Below are 15,838 nucleotides of genomic sequence, written 5' to 3'. Positions count from 1 at the left end.
GCTCCCGCCTGGTCCTCGACGCCGGCCGGTCGGCGCAGGCATGTCTGCGCTCGATAAAGTTAACAGCGAGAGTCGCGCCTGATAATGTTATCAACATGCGGACGCCTCTCGACTCCCCGTTCAGCCCCGGCTCCGACACCGTCCCCCAGGTATGGGCGGGGCGTACCGCCCAGCTCAGCGACTGGCGTGACGTGGTCCGGCCACGCCGGCTCGCCGGCCTCCCCGAGCGGGGGCGGACGATCCTCGGCGAAGCCGGCCTCGGCAAGTCGTCGCTGGTGCGGAAGATCGCGGCCGATGCTGCCCGGCGCGGCGACTGGGTGACGCCGCAGCTGCGAATCCCCTCGGGCACGGATCCCCTCAAGCGCGTCGCGGTGGCCCTTCTCGACGTCGCGCGACAGGCTCACCTGGCGACATCACGGGAAAAGCGGATCGGCACGCTCCTCGATCGCGTCGAAGCCGTCGCCGCGGCGGGAGTGTCGCTGACGCTGAGGGAGCAGCAAGGGCCCGAGCCGTACTCCACCTTGACGGAACTGCTGGTCGAGATCGGACGCGCTGCGATCCGCCGTGGCGACGTGATGGTGCTGATACACATCGACGAGGTCCAGAACATCGCCTCGGAGGACGCGCTGTCCCAGCTCCTCGTGGCCCTCGGCGACGCGCTCACGCACGAGGAGGACGTCGAGGTGCCTGGCGGGATGCTGATCGCACGCACCCTGCCGCTCGCGGTCTATCTCACCGGACTCCCCGAGTTCGCGGACATGGCCGGAGCGCGAAAAGGCGCCACATTCGCTCGCCGCTTCCGGACCACGACGCTCGGCCCGCTCGGCGATGACGACCTCGCCAGCGCGCTCCAGCCGTTCCTCGTCGAGGGATGGGAGATATCCGACGATCGCGAGGGCGCCACCCGGGTCTTCATGGAGCCGGAGGCCCGAGCGGCCATCGTCGACCTCTCCCGGGGCGAACCGTTCCTGTTCCAGCTTGCCGGGGAGCAGGCCTGGTACGCGGGGACCGGGGACGTCATCACGCGCGACCAGGTCATCAGAGGATGGGGTGGCGTCCGCTCCGAAGCCGCCGCCCACGTCGAGCGGATCCTCGCGCGACTCCCGTCCCGCGAACGCGAGTTCCTCGAGGAGATGGCGGGCCTCGAACCCGCCGACCGAACTCTGACCACGATCGCCCGGAAGATGGGATTGCGCAGAGGGTCCGATGCCGGCCCGACGTCGCAGCGGCTGGACTCCGTCCGCGGGATCATCACTCGCGGGAAGCCGTACGCGTTCCGCCACCGCGCCGTCGAGGCGTACCTGACCACCTATTGGCCGGATCCTCCTGCAGGAGATGCTGAGCGGGAGTCGACATCGGCCGAGGGGATCGGCTGAGGCCGCGCTCCCGGCTGCACGCCGAGAGCCACGTCATCGTCCGCTCAGCACCGCCGACGACCTCACTCCACGAGCTTGCCCGCGGGGGAGTCGTCGGCCGGGCGCTCGACGAGCTCGCGCAGCGCGGCGGGGATCTCCGGCAGCGGCTCGAACACCGCCCCGCCCTGCGGGGTCCAGGTCATGTTCCCGCGCAGCGCGGGGTCCTGCTCGGGGAAGTCGGAGCGGTTGTGGCAGCCGCGGGTCTCGCGCCGCTCGAGCGCGCACTCGAGGGTCGCGCGCGCGGCGAGCAGCGAGCCCTTGAGGTCGAAGGCGTGGGCGAGGTCGTCGAAGCCCGCGACGTCCGGATGGGCGGTGACGTGCCCGGCCCGCTCCTCGAGCGCCGCGATCTTCTCGATCCCCGCCCGCAGGCCCTCCTCGGAGCGGACCACCCCGGCGTGCTCGGTCATCACCTCCCGCACCTCGCGCTGCAGGCGCCGCGGCACCTCCGTCCCCTCGCCCGACAGCAGCGCGGAGTGCTCGGCCCGCGCCTCCCGCACCGCCTCCGGGTCGCGGTCCACGCGCGTGCGGGAGGCCGCGTGCTCGGCCGCGACCTCGCCGGTGATCCGTCCGTAGACCAGCAGCTCGATCAGCGAGTTGCCGCCCAGCCGGTTCGCGCCGTGCAGGCCCGAGGCCGCCTCGCCGATCGCGAACAGGCCCTCGACCCCGGTGCCGTGGTCCTCGGCCCGCACCCACACCCCGCCCATCGAGTAGTGTGCCGTCGGCGCGACCTCGATCGGGGACTCGGTGATGTCGAGCATCTGCAGGTCGATCAGCGTGCGATACACCCGCGGCAGCTTCTCGAGGATCTGCTCGCGGGGGAGGTGGGAGACGTCCAGCAGCACCCCGCCGTGCTCGGTGCCGCGCCCCTCGGCGATCTCGGTGAAGTTCGCCAGCGCCACCCGGTCGCGGGTGGACAGCTCCAGGCGCTGGGGGTCGTAGCGCTCCATGAAGCGCTCGCCGAGCGCGTTGCGCAGCACCCCGCCCTCGCCGCGGGCCGCCTCGGAGACGAGCGTCCCGGCGGCGTCCTCGGGCTCCAGCAGCCCCGAGGGGTGGAACTGCACCAGCTCCGCATCGCGCAGCCGCGCCCCGGCCAGCGCCGCGAGGCGGAAGGAGTCCCCGGTGTTCTCGTCCCGGCGCGAGGAGGTCACGCGCCAGATCCGGGTGTGCCCGCCCGTGGCGAGGATCACCGCGTCGGCCAGGATCTGCACGCCCTGGCCGGTGACGACGTCGAAGCCGTAGGCGCCGAAGATCGTCCCGCCCGCGACCAGCAGACGGGTGACGTAGACGGTGTCGATGATCGGCACCGACAGCTCCGCCGCGCGGCGCATGAGGGTGCGCTGGATCTCCAGCCCCGTGTAGTCCCCGGCGTAGCAGGTGCGGCGGTAGGTGTGCGCGCCGAAGAAGCGCTGGGAGAGGCGGCCGTCGGCCTCCCGCGCGAAGGGCATGCCCCAGCGCTCGAGGTCCTCGATGCCGCGGGCGGCGTTCCGCGCGACCTGCTCGACGATCGCCGGGTCCGCCAGCAGGTAGGACTCCCGCAGGGTGTCCGCGGCGTGATGCTGCCAGGAGTCCTCGGGATCCATCGTGCCCAGCGCCGCGTTGATGCCGCCGGCGGCGAGGGTGGTGTGCGCGTCGTGCGTGCGGCGCTTGCCGACGGCGAGCACCTGCACCCCTCGTTCGGCGAGCTCGATCGAGGCGCGCAGCCCGGCGCCTCCGGTGCCGATCACGAGGACGGAGGTGGAGATCAGACGGTCGGGGAGGGGAGAAGCGTCGGTGCTCATGCCGTGCACGCTAGGCCCACCAGGAGCGATACCTCCAAGAGGATTTCGGCGTGCAGACTATGCGCATCGACTATGGGAGCAGGTGGAGCGTGAGGATCGAGGATCTGCAGGCCTTCGAGGCGGTGGTGCGCCGCGGCACCTTCACCCGCGCCGCGCAGGAGCTGTACCTCGCCCAGCCGTCGCTCTCGCGCCGCATCGCCGCGCTCGAGAGCGAGCTCGGCGCGCCCCTGCTGGACCGCGGCCACCAGGGTGCGGTGCCCACCGAGGCGGGGAGGGCGCTGCTGCCGCTGGCGCGGCGGATCCTCGCCGACGCGGACTCCGCGCGCCTCGCCCTCGACGAGCTCGCCGGGCTGCGCCGCGGCCGAGTGCGGCTCGGCGCGCCGCCCACCGTGTGCGCCTCCCTCGTCGCCGACGTCCTGGCCGAGTACGTGGAGCGGTATCCGGGCATCGAGCTCGAGGTGAGCGAGGCCGGCAGCCTCGCCCTGGTCCAGCAGCTGCAGGAGGGGGAGCTCGACCTGGCCTTCGTGGTGACCCGGGAGGGCGGGCTCGGTGCTCCCGGGCGCGAGGCGGCCGAGGTCATCGAGGCGGGGGGCGCTGCCGCCGCGCCGGGACCGGGGGCGAGGCCCCCGGGCCCCGAGCTGATCCCCCTGCTGCGCGAGCAGCTCGCGGTGATCTCCTCCGCACGGCGCACGCCCCCGCTGCCGGCGGAGGTCACCCTCGCCGAGCTCGCCCGGCTGCCGCTCGTGGCGCCGGCGCGCAGCTACGACCTGCGGGCCGCGACCGACGCCGCCTTCGCCGCGCACGGACTGTCCCCGCGAGTCGTGGTCGAGGGGGCGGAGATGGACGCCGTGCTGCGCTTCGTCGAGCGAGGCCTCGGGGTGGCGGTGGTCCCCGCGATGCTGGGCGTGGACCGGCCGGGCCTGCACTGGTCGCGCCTGGTGCGCCCCGAGCTGGACCGCACCGTCACCCTCGCCCGCCGCGCCGGGGCGGTGCTCCCCGCGGCCGCACGGGAGATGGAGCGCCTGGTCGACCGGACCGTCGCCGCGATGGACCGCCCCGGGGTGCTGCGCATGCGCCGGTGAGGCGAGCGCACCGCACAGGCGACGGGCCCGGATCCCCGTGCGGGGATCCGGGCCCGTCGGTCAGCGGGACGAGGTCACTCGTCGTCGGCCTCGGTGCCCCCGGCGGGGCGCTGGCCGAGCTCGGCGTCCAGACGCAGGATGCCGGAGCCGTCCTCGCCGATCAGCTTCACGCGACCGATGATCTCGGAGACGGTGGCCTCCTCCTCGATCTGCTCGTCGACGAACCAGTTCAGCAGCGGGCGGGAGTCGTAGTCGCCCTCCTTGTCCGCGCTGCGGTAGAGCTCGCGGATCGACTCGGAGACCTTCTCCTCGTGGGCGAGGGAGGCCTCGAAGATCTCCAGCACGGACAGGCCGGGCTTCACGCCGGGCTCGGTGATCGTGCCGATCGCGGCGTGGTTGCCGCGGTCCGAGACGTGCTGGATGAACTTGTTGGCGTGGACGATCTCCTCGTCCGCCTGGTGGCGCAGCCACGCGGCGATGCCGGGGAGGTCCTGCTCGTCGGCCTCGATGGCCAGCTGGCGGTAGGTGATCGATGCGGCGAACTCCAGGGTGATCTGGTCCTGGAACTTCTTCTCGAGATCGTTGCTCATCTTCATGGGGAGGACGTTAGTCCCCTCAGCGCCGCTTGTCACCCATGGAAAGGCTCACCTGACCTGCACTCTTGCACTTCGGGCAGGCTCGCCTCACCCTGTCCGGGACGGTCGGACGGGGCGAGTCTCCACCGGCAAGGTAAGGGCTGCCTCACCGATGTGTCCAGGGGTCTCGGAAGCGTCGGGACGCCCGTTGGCGCGGGTGCTCAGCGGCACGGTCTCTCAGCCGCGCAGATGCTCCGGCGGCGCGGAGAGCGACCGACCGGGCACGAGCCGGCCGGCGACCATCTCGTGCCGAGCCGTCGTCGGCCCCTCGACGAGCGCCGCGTCCCCCTGCCCGCCGCCGTGCCCCGAGGGCGGCCCTTCGGCGTCCTCCTGGGTGCTCGCCAGCAGCTCCTCCATGCGCTCCACGGCGCGGGAGGCGACCTCCGCGACGGGCAGGCGCACCGTCGCCAGGCCCACCAGATCCAGGCCGTCGCCGAGACCGTCGAAGCCGAAGGTGCTGACGTCCTCGGGGATGCGCACGCCCCGCTCCGCCGCGGCGCGCAGCAGGTCCAGGGCCACGTAGTCCACCGGGCAGGCGATGCAGCTCGCCCCCTCCGCGCGCGCCGCGTCCAGCGCCCGCGCCACCCCCTGCTCGACCGGCAGCAGGTCGACCGGCACCGTCGCCACGCCCAGCTCCCCGCACCGCTCGACGAGGCTGCGGATCCGCAGGTCGAAGACGCGCGAGTAGAGCAGAGGAGCGGTGAGCGCCACGATCCGGCGATGCCCGAGGGCGGCGATCTGCTCGGCGACCATCCGGCCGTGCGCGCGCTCGTCGTAGCTGACCGACTCGATCTGCGGGTGCGCGTTCGGACGGCCGACGATCATCAGCGGCACCGAGGTGACCGTCCGGACGAGATCCTCCGCTGCGGTCACGCCGGTGCCGACGAGCACCCCGGCGACTCGCTGGCCGAGCAGGCGGCGCAGCCCCGCCACCTCGGCGGTGCCGTAGTCGTGGCGGGAGGCGGTCACGGAGATCAGGGTGCGGCCGGCACGCTCGACGGCACGGTTGGTCTCGGCCAGCAGGTGCCCGTAGGCGGGGTTGGTCGCATCGCGCACGAGCAGACCGAACTGGTGGCCGCGGCGCATCGCGAGTCCGCTCGCGACGAGGTTGTGCACGTAGCCCAGACGGGTCGCCGCCTCGTGGACGGCGATGAGGGTGTCGGGGGAGACCTTCTCGCCGTCGTGCTGGAAGACCCGCGAGACGGTGGAGCGCGAGACCCCCGATGCCCGGGCGACGTCCTCCATGGTGGGCTGGCTCAGCATCTCTCCTCCTTCCGGACCCGGCCTCCGACCGGGTCGCGGAACCAGTGCGGGGCCGCGCGGTGCGGCGACCGGTCGGCGCAGGATAGTCCGTCGGACAGGGCGCGCCGGAGCGGGGAGGTGGCCTGCAGGTGAAGACCGGGGGAGGGGGTCCGGGGCGCGTCCGGGCCGTCGGCGAATTCTCGGCGCCGCGCCGATGAACTTGCGGTGGACGGTCGATGCACCGCGGGTGCCGCAGGGGGCTCGGAGGGCCTCCGCGCGCAGCGTGGGAGCGCTCCCACCTGCGAGGTCAGGCGCTGTTCACGGTCGGTTCACCGGAATCGGCCGCTGCTTGGCGCGGCGTCGGCGGCGTCCCTACGGTGGCCGCGTCATCCACACCCGCGACTGCCCTCCGGGCCGTCCCGACCAGGAAGCTGGGAGCGCTCTCATGACAGTTCCCGTCCGCACGCACGGCTCGGACCCCGCCGTCCGCGCCGGCGCCGCAGCGCCGTCGGCCCAGGCGGCCGCCGGGTCCGCGCAGAGCGGGGCGACGCCCGCCGCGCAGCGCCCCGTCCGTCGGCGCTCCCCGCAGCGTCGCCGCCGAGCGCGCCGCGACGCGCTCCTGTTCGGTGCGCTGATCGCGCCGAACCTGATCGCGATCATCGTCTTCTCGTACTACCCGGCGCTGTACAACATCGGGCTGAGCTTCTTCGACTGGGACTTCGTCGAGCCCGTCCCCGAATGGGTGGGGCTGGAGAACTACGCCTCCCTGTTCACCTCGGCGAGCTTCGGCCAGGTCCTGATGAACACGCTGATCTTCACCGGGGTCAGCGTGGTCGGCTCGCTCGCGCTGGGCCTGCTGCTGGGCAGCCTGCTGGCCACGAAGGTCCCGCTCACCGGCTTCGCGCAGACCATGGCCTTCGCCCCGCACATGCTCCCCGGCGCGGCCGTCGGCATCCTGTGGCTGTTCATGTTCGACCCGAACTACGGACTCTCCCGCTGGGCGTTCTCCCTGTTCGGCGCCGATTCCCCGGCCTGGACCACCACCTCGGACTGGTCGCTGTGGTCGATCACCATCGCCTACACCTGGCAGCGCCTCGGCTTCGTCACGGTCATCTGCTACACCGCGATCCTCGACCTGCCGAAGGACCTCTACGAGGCCGCGGCCCTCGACGGCGCGCACGGCTGGAAGCTGTTCCGCCACCTGACCCTGCCGCTGCTGAGCCCGATCACGTTCTTCCTCGCGATCACGGGCATCATCTCCGCCGCGCAGGCCTTCGACATCATCTCGATCATGACCAGCGGCGGACCCGGGACCTCCTCGAGCACGCTGAGCTGGATGGTCTACGAAGAAGCCTTCCAGAAGTTCGACATCGGCAGCGCCTCGGCGGCCGCGACCGTGCTGCTGGCGATCCTGCTGGTCATCACCTACGTGCAGGTCCGCTACGGCGAGAAGAAGGTGAACTACGAGTCATGAGCGCCCTGAGCTCCTCCCCCTCCGCGACGGTCCCGGTCCAGGCCTCCTCGGCCGCTGCGCCCCGCAACACCGGCCGCCGCCGCGGCCCGCGCCGACGCCCCTGGGCGACCGCCCTGCTGATCGCCGGCGTGCTCGCCACGATCGCGGTGTTCGCGGTGCCGCTGTACTGGCTGTTCTCCTCCGCGCTGAAGCCGCGGCAGGACATCTACAGCTGGCCGCTGCAGTGGCTGCCGCGCGAGCTGACCTTCGACAACTTCGTCGCGGCCTGGAACGCCGCACCCTTCGACCGGTTCTTCCTGAACTCGATCATCACCACCGGGGTGGGCACCGTCCTCGAGCTCACCCTCGCGATCCTGTGCGCCTATGCCTTCGTGTTCGTGGACTTCCGGTTCAAGAAGATCGCCTTCGTGCTGATCATCGGCTCGATGATGCTGCCCGGCCACGTGACGCTGATCGTCAACTACATGACCGTGGCGAACCTCGGCTGGCTGAACTCCTACGCCGGCATCATCCTGCCGGGCATCGCGAGCGCCTTCGCGATGTTCCTGCTGTTCCAGTACATGCGCACGATCGACAAGGACATCCTGCAGGCCGCCGAGATCGACGGGGCCGGGCACATCCGCCGCATGCTCACGATCGTGGTGCCGCTGTCCAGTCCGATGATCCTCACCGCGACCCTGATCGTGATGGTCGGGAAGTGGAACGAGTACGTGTGGCCGCTGATCGTCACCTCCACCACGGACATGCGCACCCTCCCCATCGGCCTGCTCTTCCTGCGCAGCCAGGAGGGCTACAGCAACTGGGGCGCGATCATGGCCGGCGCCGTGTTCGTCTCCCTGCCGATGCTGATCCTCTTCTTCCTCGCCCAGAAGCGCATCATCGGCGGCCTCGCCGCCGGCGCCATGAAGTGAGGCCCGACGGGCCCGTCACGCCCCGTCCCCGACCGTCCCGCACGACGTCATCCCGCACGACCGCCCCGGCCCCCGGCCCGGATCCCAAGGAGCACCCATGTCCCGCAGTCCCGTGAACCTCTCCCGCCGCAGCCTGCTCGGCGCCCTCGGCCTCGGCGCCGGCGCCGCCGGCCTCGCCGCCTGCGGCGCCCCCGCCGGCGGCGACGGCGGCGAGGGGGCGCGCGACGGCTTCTCGCAGGCCGACCTCACCGTCCCGTCGGAGTACGAGGGGCGCACCCCGATCCTGTTCTGGGCGCCCTTCACCGACACCAACTACGAGGTCCTCTCCGCGCAGTTCACCGAGTTCAACGAGTCCCAGGACGAGATCGTCGCGATCGCGGAGTCCGTCGGCGGCTACGCGGACCTCAACCAGAAGTTCACCGCCGCCCTGCAGGCCCGCACCGTCCCGGACATCGTCTGCTTCCCGGAGATGCAGTGGCTCCAGTTCCACGCTTCCGGTGCGCTCGCCCCGCTGGACGGCTACTTCGACGACGAGTGGAACCTCGACGTCTACATCCAGAACTACGTCGCAGAGGGCAAGGCCGCGGGCGAGACCTACGTGGTGCCCTTCGCCCGCTCGACGCCGCTGTTCTACTACAACAAGACCCGCTACCTCGAGGCCGGGCTGCCCGAGGAGGGCCCCGAGACCTGGGAGGACCTCGCCGAGTTCGCCCCCGAGCTCGCGAAGATCGAGGTCGAGGGCCGCCCGCTGTCCGCACTCGCGTTCAGCGCCGACGCCTGGCACGGCCAGGCCGACATCTGGGGCTTCGGCGGCGCGAACTCCACCGAGGACTTCCGGGTCACGATCGCCGACGAGGCCGGCGTCGAGTGGCTGGAGTGGCAGCGGAAGTTCATCCACGAGGACGGCTTCGGCTATCTCGCCCAGGACTCGGGCACCGACTTCGCCTCGGGCCTGACCGCGGGCTGGCGCGGCTCGACCGCCTCGCTGACCGGACAGACCGCCGCGACCGAGGGCGTGTTCGAGATCGGCACCGCGTTCATGCTCTCCAAGGAGGGACAGGACAAGCAGGTCCCCACCGGCGGCTCCGGTCTGTCGATCGTGCGCGGCGACTCCCAGGACCGCCAGGACGCCTGCGCCGAGCTGTTCCGCTTCCTCGCCCAGCCGGAGAAGTCCGCGGAGTGGCACGCCGGCACCGGCTATGTCCCGATCGTCCAGGCTGCCGCCGAGACCCGGACGGTCAAGGACCTGGTCGCGGAGAACCCCAACTACGGGGTCGCCCTCGCGCAGCTCGAGAACGCCCGCACCGCGGACTACACCAACTGGGACCAGGGCTCGGTCACCGAGATCGGCGCCTCCATGGGCCAGGTCTACGGCGACGGCGCGGAGGCGAAGGGCGTGCTCGACGCGCTCGCCGCCGGCCTGCAGGAGACCCTCGACGACGACCGCGAGGACTACGAGGCCGTGGAGTTCGAGGGCTGGAGCTGAGCCTCGCCCGCCGGAGCGGGCCCGGTCGCGACGTCGGCCGGGCCCGTCCCGCACATCCCACCCGAGCCGACCCCGCCCGACCCGATCCCGAACTGCCCGGCGCCCCGCGCCGCTGACCCTGGAGCACCGTCCATGACCACCTCTTCGCCCGTCCTCGTCGGCCACCGAGGCGCCGCCGCACTCGACCCCGAGAACACCCTGCGCTCCTTCCGCTGCGGCGTCGCCGAGGGGGCGGCGCTGCTGGAGTGCGACGTCCACCTCAGCGCCGACGGGCAGGACGTGATCATCCACGACGCGACCCTGGACCGCACCGCACAGGCCGACTCGCCGCTGCGCACCGGCGCGGTCGCCGATCTGACCCGCGCCCAGCTGGACCGCGTGCTCGTCGGCGAGGACGAGCACATCCCCACCCTCGCCCAGGTGCTCGAGGCCGCCGTGCGCGAGGACGGCACGCGGGTGCCGCTGCTGGTGGAGATCAAGGCCCCCGCCGCCGCCGAGCGCGTGCTGGAGATCCTCGGCGGGACCTTCGGGGGCGGCGACGCCGCGGCCTGGTCCGACCCGGCACACGCCCCGGCCTGCGTCCTCTCCTTCCACGAGGAGCCGCTGCGACTCGCGCAGCGGGTCGCGCCGTGGATCCCGCGCATGCGGACCACCACGGCCACGAGCCCGGAGTGGTGGGACTCCTGCCGTGCGCTGAAGGTCGCCCACGCAGGCGTGAGGATCGCCGACGCCCGCCAGGCCGACGTCGAGCACGCCGCCGAGCTCGGGGTCGCGCTGAACCTGTGGACGGCCCGCACCGAGGAGGAGCTCGAGCGTGCGCTCGAGCTCGGCTGCGACACCCTCACCGTCGACGACCCCGTCTGGGCGGCGGCGCTGATGGCGCGCCACGCCCTGGTCTGAGCCGGTCGTGGGTCACCCGGCGTTCTCGACCTCGATCTCGAGCCCGGCGTCCGCGGGGCCGACGCTGATCAGCCAGAGGTGCTCGACGCCCTCGTCGGCGTACGCGATGCACTCGGCCTCGTAGTCCTGCGTCCCCGTGTCCACGCCGTCCCCGCACTCGACCGAGAGGCTCATCTCGGCCGGGCCCCTCGCCTCGGCCTCCTCCTCGAGGAGGGCGGCGAGCTGAGCGGCGTCGAGCGTCTTCTCGTCGTGGCCGAAGCCCCAGGTGCCGGTGAAGAGGTTCTCGCCCTCGGGGGCGTCGTCGGCGGGCTCGGTGGGCTCCTCGGCCTCGTCGGTGCCGCCCCCGCCGTCCGAGCTGTCGTCGTCGGTCGGCCCGTCCGAGGCCTCGTCGTCCGTCGGAGTCTCGTCCGCGTCCTGCTCGTCGGTCGAGGTCGTCGTCCCGCCGCCGTCGCTCTGCTCGACGGCCGCGGAGGTCGGCGCCTCGGCCGGGTCCTCCTCGGCGCCGCCGCAGCCGGCCAGGAGCGCCGCGGCCGCGGCGAGGCCCGCGAGCGGCATGAGCGCTCGTCGGCCGCCGCGCGGGGTCAGGGCTCCGGGCCGGCGCCGACGGGCTCGCGCGACGGCGTCGTGCACGGCGGTGGTGGGTCGTGCGGTGGGCATGGGATTCCCCTTCCCGGTCGTGTCCGCCCCTGCGGGCGGGCCCCGCGCCCGTGTCGAGCACGGGGTGTCAGTGTGACGCGCGGCATGCTGGAGGTCCAGAGCAGGGGGCGCCGTGCCCGGTCGCCCCGACCATCGACCCCGCCCGACCACCGACCCCGCCCGACCACCCCGTCCGCCCCGACGAGCACGCTCGTCCCGATCCCCCACCCGACCGCTCAAGGAGAACCATGACCCCGCAGCACCCCGCCCGTCCCGTGATCGTCGGCCACCGCGGAGCCAGCGCCCACGCCCCCGAGAACACGCTCGCCGCCTTCCGTCGCGCGATCGAGGACGGCGCCCAGCTCCTCGAGTGCGACGTCCACCTCAGCGCCGACGGCGAGGTGATCGTGATGCACGACGAGACCATCGACCGCACCGCCGCGGCGGACTCCCCGCTGCGCAGCGGGGCGATCGGCGACCTGACCCGCGCCGAGCTCGACACCGTCGTGCTGGAGGGCGGCGAGCACGTGCCGAGCCTGTCCGCACTGCTCGAGATGACCGCCGTCCCTCTGTTCATCGAGGTCAAGGCACCGGCGGCGGCCGCAGCCGTGGCGGCGCTGCTGCAGGAGCTGCCCGCTGAGCATCCGGCCGCAGGTTCGACCGTCATCAGCTTCCACGCCGAGGCGCTCGCCGAGATCCGGCGCGGCGCCCCCGCCACGCCCGTCTCCTACCTGGTGCGTGCGGTCGACGAGGAGGTGCTGCGCGTGGCCGGGGAGCTGGGCGCCTCCGGCGTCGGTCCCGGGATCGACGGGCTCTCGCTGGGGGCTGCTCGCGCCGTGCGCGAGGCCGGCCTGCGTCTGAACCCCTGGACCGTGAACAGCGCCGCGCAGCTCGAGGTGGCCCTCGCCTGCGGAGTCGACACGATCACCACCGACGATCCGGCCTGGCTGCAGCGGGAGCTCGACGTGCGCAGCTGACCTCGCCGTCCAGGGCGCCACGGGCGCTCCGCGGCCCTGGACCGTCTCGACGATCGCCCGCCTCTTCGAGGCCCGGATCGAGGACGTCCTCACCCCGGAGGAGACCGCCGCCGACGGGTGAGCCCCGGCCGCCGTCACGTGCGCCCTCCGGTCGGTTCCCGTGACGTCTCCGGGCACGGTTGATACGGTGGGCAACGCCCTGTGGGGCGCCTCACATCGCAGTGACCGTCGGCGCCCCGTGCATCCCCCACACCGCCACGCCGGCCGCGTGCGCGGATCGGAAGGCTCCTGCTGTGAATCGTTCTGCGGACGTCCCCTCGCTCTCCTCCCTCCCGCTGCCGGGCCCGTTCACCCGGCGCTCCGCGCTGGGCCTCGGCCTCGCAGCGGGCGGTGCGGCGCTGCTCCCGATCGACCCCGCCCGCGCCGAGGGCGGCCGTCGCGACGCGCTCCCCGCCCCCCGCCCCGCGCCGCAGTCCGTCACCGGCACGGGTCAGCTCCTGCCGCTGACCCGCCGGGCGAGCCTCATCGTGGGGGAGGATGCCGACGAGCCGGCGACGCAGGAGCTGCTCACGCTGCTCGAGCAGGTCGGCTGCCGCGCCGAGCGGGTCCCCGCCACCGACGCGGCCGGCCTCACCGGCACCCGCATCCATCTGGGCACCCCGGAGGACACCGCGACCCTCGCTCCCGTGCTCGAGGGACTCGGCGTCGAGGGGCCCGCTGACCTCGCCGCCGACGGGTACGTGCTCGCCGCCGGCCGCGACCGCGGCACCGTCCTCGCCCTCGCCGGCCATGACGCACGCGGCACCTTCTACGCGGTCCAGACCCTCCGCCAGCTCCTGGCCGGTCGCGACATGGTCCCCGAGGTCGTCGTGCGCGACGAGCCGCTGATGGAGATCCGCGGCGCCATCGAGGGCTTCTACGGCATCCCCTGGTCGCATCAGGCCCGCCTGGACCTCTTCGCCTTCTGCGGACGGCACAAGCTCAACACCTACATCTACACGCCCAAGGACGACCTGCTGCTGCGCTCGAAGTGGCGCGAGCTGTACGAGGGCGAGGACCTCGAGCAGCTCGCCGAGCTCGTCGAGACCGCGAACGCCCATCACGTCGACTTCACCTACGCCCTCTCGCCCGGCAACGACATCGTCTACGGCTCCGACGAGGACCTCGAGGCGACGGTGACCAAGTTCGAGCAGCTGCGCGAGCTGGGCGTCGCCAGCTTCTACATCGCACTCGACGACATCCCGTGGGATCTCGGGGAGGAGGACGCCGCGCAGTTCGACTCGCTCGCCGACGCCCAGGCGCACTACCTGGGCCGCGTCCAGACCGAGTACGTGCTCGCCCACGACCTCGCCCCGCTGCAGACCGTCCCCACCGAGTACTGGGGCTCGGGGCCGAGCGACTACAAGACCGCCTTCGGCGAGGGCATCGACCCCGCGATCCGCGTCCAGTGGACCGGCGAGGGCGTCTTCTCCCCCTCGGTCACCGAGGAGTCCGTGATCGCGGCCGTGGAGTCCTATCGCACCGAGCACCTCTACATCTGGGACAACTTCCCGGTCAACGACGGCCGACGCGAGCGGCTCTTCCTGAACCCCCTCGAGGGCCGCGCCTCGACGCTCCACGAGCACCTCGCCGGCTTCACCGCGAACCCGATGATCCAGCCCTACGCCTCGCTGATCTCGCTGGGGAACTACGCCGACTACTGCTGGAACCCGCCGGTCTACGACGCGGCGGACTCCTGGGGCGCGATCGTCGACGAGCTCTCCGGCGAGGACGAGCAGATCCGCTCCGACCTGCGCGTTCTCACGGACCTGCACCAGAACTGGCCCTATCGCGACGGCTCGCCGCTCGCCCCCGCCCTCGAGGCCGACCTCGCGGACTACTGGGAGGCCGACGAGGACGGCGGCGCCGAGGGCACCGCGCTGGTCGAGCGCCTGGAGCGCATCGCCGGACTCGAGGACGCCCTCGCGGACATGGCCTCCCAGGGCTTCTACCAGGACGTGCTCCCCTGGACCGTCGCCGGCGCCCAGTGGGCCGAGGGCCTGCTCGCCCAGCACGAGATGATGACCGCCCTCCGCGCGGGCGAGCACGAGGCCGCCTCCGAGGCCGCGGCGCGCGCTGCCGAGCAGTTCGCGCTCGCCGGCCGTGCGACCGTGCCCGACCAGCGTGAGGACGGCGTGTACAAGGAGGACCAGATCGTCCCCGTCGTCGGCGCCGGGCTCTTCGAGACCTTCGCCGCCCGCGCCTGGGAGGTGCTGCGCGCCGAGCTGCCCGAGGACCCGTCGCTGCCCTTCCGCGGCCTGCCCGCCACCGCGAGCACGACGCTCGGCACCTATCAGGACCACTCCCCGGAGCTCATGGTCGACGGGGACCTCTCGACGTACTTCTGGTCCGACGGCGCTCCCGAGACCGGCGACGAGGTACGCATCGACCTCGAGGAGAGCCACGAGATCACCTTCGTGCGCGTGCAGATGGCGCGCAGCGACGACACCGCCGGCGACCAGATCCAGCACGGCGTGCTCGAGCTCTCCCCCGACGGCGAGGACTGGACAGAGGTGGCCCGCACCGACGGCTCCCCGCTGCTCGAGGCCACCCTCGACGCCCCGCTCGAGACCCTGGCCGCACGGCTGCGCGTCACCGCCGAGAACGAGGGCGGGAAGTGGGTGCAGGTGCGCGAGTTCGCCCTCGCCGAGCAGCCGCCCGCCGCCTGACCGGAGGAGGACAGACATGACCCCCGCGCCCGAGACACCGCTGATCACCCTGCACCGCGGGGACATCACCCGCGAGAGCGAGGTCGATGCGATCGTCAACGCCGCGAACTCCACCCTGCTCGGCGGCGGCGGGGTCGACGGCGCGATCCACCGCGCCGCCGGGCCCGGCCTGCTCGCCGAGTGCCGCACCCTCGGCGGCTGCGAGACCGGGGACGCGAAGCTCACCGGCGGGCACGACCTGCCCGTCGGCCACGTGCTCCACACCGTCGGCCCCATCTGGTCCGCCCACGCCGACGAGGCGGGCCGCGCCCGGCGCGAGGACGAGCTCGCCTCCTGCTACCGACGCTGCCTCGAGGTCGCCGACGAGCACGGCCTGCGCCGCCTCGCCTTCCCCTCGATCTCCACCGGCGCCTACCGCTTCCCCCTGGACCGCGCCGCGAGGATCGCGATCGGGAGCCTGCGCGAGACGGCCGCGCGGCTCGGCGGGAAGTGGCAGCTGCGCCTGGTGCTCTTCGACGACGAGACCCTCGCCGCCTACGAGGCGGCGCTCGGCGAGGACTGACGACGGCCTCGCACCGAGCCGCTACCGTCGGG

At 72.8% G+C, this 15,838-nt stretch carries 13 protein-coding genes; 9 read left to right on the top strand and 4 right to left on the bottom strand.

Annotation, left to right across the window (positions count from 1 at the left end; all coding sequences use genetic code 11):
- Nucleotides 1-95 precede the first annotated feature (95 nt).
- The gene (locus D1648_RS17340) at nucleotides 96-1,376 is read left to right on the top strand and encodes an AAA family ATPase (RefSeq protein WP_122943838.1); all 1,281 of its coding nucleotides are present in this window, start codon (nucleotides 96-98) and stop codon (nucleotides 1,374-1,376) included.
- Between the two features lie 62 nt (nucleotides 1,377-1,438).
- Here the strand turns inward: D1648_RS17340 and D1648_RS17335 are convergent, their stop codons facing one another.
- Nucleotides 1,439-3,193 (bottom strand): FAD-binding protein, encoded by a 1,755-nt coding sequence (locus D1648_RS17335; RefSeq protein WP_122943837.1) that lies wholly within the window; start codon nucleotides 3,191-3,193, stop codon nucleotides 1,439-1,441.
- An 89-nt stretch (nucleotides 3,194-3,282) separates the two neighbouring features.
- Here D1648_RS17335 and D1648_RS17330 point away from each other — a divergent pair, with 89 nt between their 5' ends.
- Nucleotides 3,283-4,275, top strand: coding sequence for a LysR family transcriptional regulator (locus D1648_RS17330; RefSeq protein WP_241155562.1), 993 nt, complete (start codon nucleotides 3,283-3,285; stop codon nucleotides 4,273-4,275).
- A 74-nt stretch (nucleotides 4,276-4,349) separates the two neighbouring features.
- On the opposite strand, the gene D1648_RS17325 is transcribed toward D1648_RS17330, so the two are convergent.
- Entirely contained in the window at nucleotides 4,350-4,871 is a 522-nt protein-coding gene (locus D1648_RS17325; RefSeq protein WP_122943835.1) for a ferritin, read from the bottom strand.
- 216 nt (nucleotides 4,872-5,087) lie between these two features.
- Nucleotides 5,088-6,173 carry a LacI family DNA-binding transcriptional regulator gene (locus D1648_RS17320; protein WP_122943834.1) on the bottom strand — a complete coding sequence of 362 codons (1,086 nt, stop codon included), beginning with the start codon at nucleotides 6,171-6,173 and terminating at the stop codon, nucleotides 5,088-5,090.
- A gap of 424 nt (nucleotides 6,174-6,597) precedes the next feature.
- On the opposite strand from D1648_RS17320, the gene D1648_RS17315 reads away from it, so the two are divergent.
- The 4 genes from D1648_RS17315 to D1648_RS17300 all read left to right on the top strand — a co-directional run bounded on the left by D1648_RS17315 (nucleotide 6,598) and on the right by D1648_RS17300 (nucleotide 10,923).
- Nucleotides 6,598-7,626: a carbohydrate ABC transporter permease gene (locus D1648_RS17315; RefSeq protein ID WP_122943833.1), complete on the top strand. Its 1,029-nt coding sequence runs from the start codon at nucleotides 6,598-6,600 to the stop codon at nucleotides 7,624-7,626.
- Entirely contained in the window at nucleotides 7,623-8,537 is a 915-nt protein-coding gene (locus D1648_RS17310) for a carbohydrate ABC transporter permease (RefSeq protein WP_122943832.1), read from the top strand. Before D1648_RS17315 ends, D1648_RS17310 begins: the two co-directional genes overlap by 4 nt.
- Before the next feature lie 97 nt (nucleotides 8,538-8,634).
- On the top strand, nucleotides 8,635-10,023 hold the full coding sequence (locus D1648_RS17305; protein ID WP_122943831.1) for an ABC transporter substrate-binding protein: 1,389 nt from the start codon (nucleotides 8,635-8,637) through the stop codon (nucleotides 10,021-10,023).
- A 132-nt stretch (nucleotides 10,024-10,155) separates the two neighbouring features.
- Nucleotides 10,156-10,923 (top strand): glycerophosphodiester phosphodiesterase family protein, encoded by a 768-nt coding sequence (locus D1648_RS17300; protein WP_122943830.1) that lies wholly within the window; start codon nucleotides 10,156-10,158, stop codon nucleotides 10,921-10,923.
- A gap of 12 nt (nucleotides 10,924-10,935) precedes the next feature.
- Here the strand turns inward: D1648_RS17300 and D1648_RS17295 are convergent, their stop codons facing one another.
- Complete coding sequence (locus D1648_RS17295) at nucleotides 10,936-11,580, bottom strand: hypothetical protein (RefSeq protein WP_126282003.1); 645 nt, start codon at nucleotides 11,578-11,580, stop codon at nucleotides 10,936-10,938.
- A gap of 227 nt (nucleotides 11,581-11,807) precedes the next feature.
- On the opposite strand from D1648_RS17295, the gene D1648_RS17290 reads away from it, so the two are divergent.
- The 3 genes from D1648_RS17290 to D1648_RS17280 all read left to right on the top strand — a co-directional run bounded on the left by D1648_RS17290 (nucleotide 11,808) and on the right by D1648_RS17280 (nucleotide 15,806).
- Complete coding sequence (locus D1648_RS17290) at nucleotides 11,808-12,536, top strand: glycerophosphodiester phosphodiesterase family protein (protein ID WP_122943828.1); 729 nt, start codon at nucleotides 11,808-11,810, stop codon at nucleotides 12,534-12,536.
- 293 nt (nucleotides 12,537-12,829) lie between these two features.
- Nucleotides 12,830-15,244 (top strand): beta-N-acetylglucosaminidase domain-containing protein, encoded by a 2,415-nt coding sequence (locus D1648_RS17285; protein ID WP_164518790.1) that lies wholly within the window; start codon nucleotides 12,830-12,832, stop codon nucleotides 15,242-15,244.
- Nucleotides 15,245-15,260: 16 nt separating this feature from the next.
- On the top strand, nucleotides 15,261-15,806 hold the full coding sequence (locus D1648_RS17280; RefSeq protein ID WP_122943826.1) for an O-acetyl-ADP-ribose deacetylase: 546 nt from the start codon (nucleotides 15,261-15,263) through the stop codon (nucleotides 15,804-15,806).
- Nucleotides 15,807-15,838: the final 32 nt, after the last annotated feature.

Source organism: Brachybacterium sp. EE-P12 (assembly GCF_003711805.1).
Classification (GTDB): domain Bacteria; phylum Actinomycetota; class Actinomycetes; order Actinomycetales; family Dermabacteraceae; genus Brachybacterium.
The sequence above is the reverse complement of the archived record's forward strand: the minus strand, read 5'-3'. Positions and strand labels throughout refer to the sequence as shown.

Bases quoted from the DNA above. Each gene is read 5' to 3' on its own strand.
- D1648_RS17280 (WP_122943826.1), top strand. From the start codon at position 15,261: ATGACCCCCGCGCCCGAGACACCGCTGATCACCCTGCACCGCGGGGAC.
- D1648_RS17305 (WP_122943831.1), top strand. From the start codon at position 8,635: ATGTCCCGCAGTCCCGTGAACCTCTCCCGCCGCAGCCTGCTCGGCGCC.
- D1648_RS17290 (WP_122943828.1), top strand. From the start codon at position 11,808: ATGACCCCGCAGCACCCCGCCCGTCCCGTGATCGTCGGCCACCGCGGA.
- D1648_RS17315 (WP_122943833.1), top strand. From the start codon at position 6,598: ATGACAGTTCCCGTCCGCACGCACGGCTCGGACCCCGCCGTCCGCGCC.
- D1648_RS17320 (WP_122943834.1), bottom strand. From the start codon at position 6,173: ATGCTGAGCCAGCCCACCATGGAGGACGTCGCCCGGGCATCGGGGGTC.
- D1648_RS17325 (WP_122943835.1), bottom strand. From the start codon at position 4,871: ATGAAGATGAGCAACGATCTCGAGAAGAAGTTCCAGGACCAGATCACC.
- D1648_RS17295 (WP_126282003.1), bottom strand. From the start codon at position 11,580: ATGCCCACCGCACGACCCACCACCGCCGTGCACGACGCCGTCGCGCGA.
- D1648_RS17300 (WP_122943830.1), top strand. From the start codon at position 10,156: ATGACCACCTCTTCGCCCGTCCTCGTCGGCCACCGAGGCGCCGCCGCA.
- D1648_RS17340 (WP_122943838.1), top strand. From the start codon at position 96: ATGCGGACGCCTCTCGACTCCCCGTTCAGCCCCGGCTCCGACACCGTC.
- D1648_RS17335 (WP_122943837.1), bottom strand. From the start codon at position 3,193: ATGAGCACCGACGCTTCTCCCCTCCCCGACCGTCTGATCTCCACCTCC.
- D1648_RS17310 (WP_122943832.1), top strand. From the start codon at position 7,623: ATGAGCGCCCTGAGCTCCTCCCCCTCCGCGACGGTCCCGGTCCAGGCC.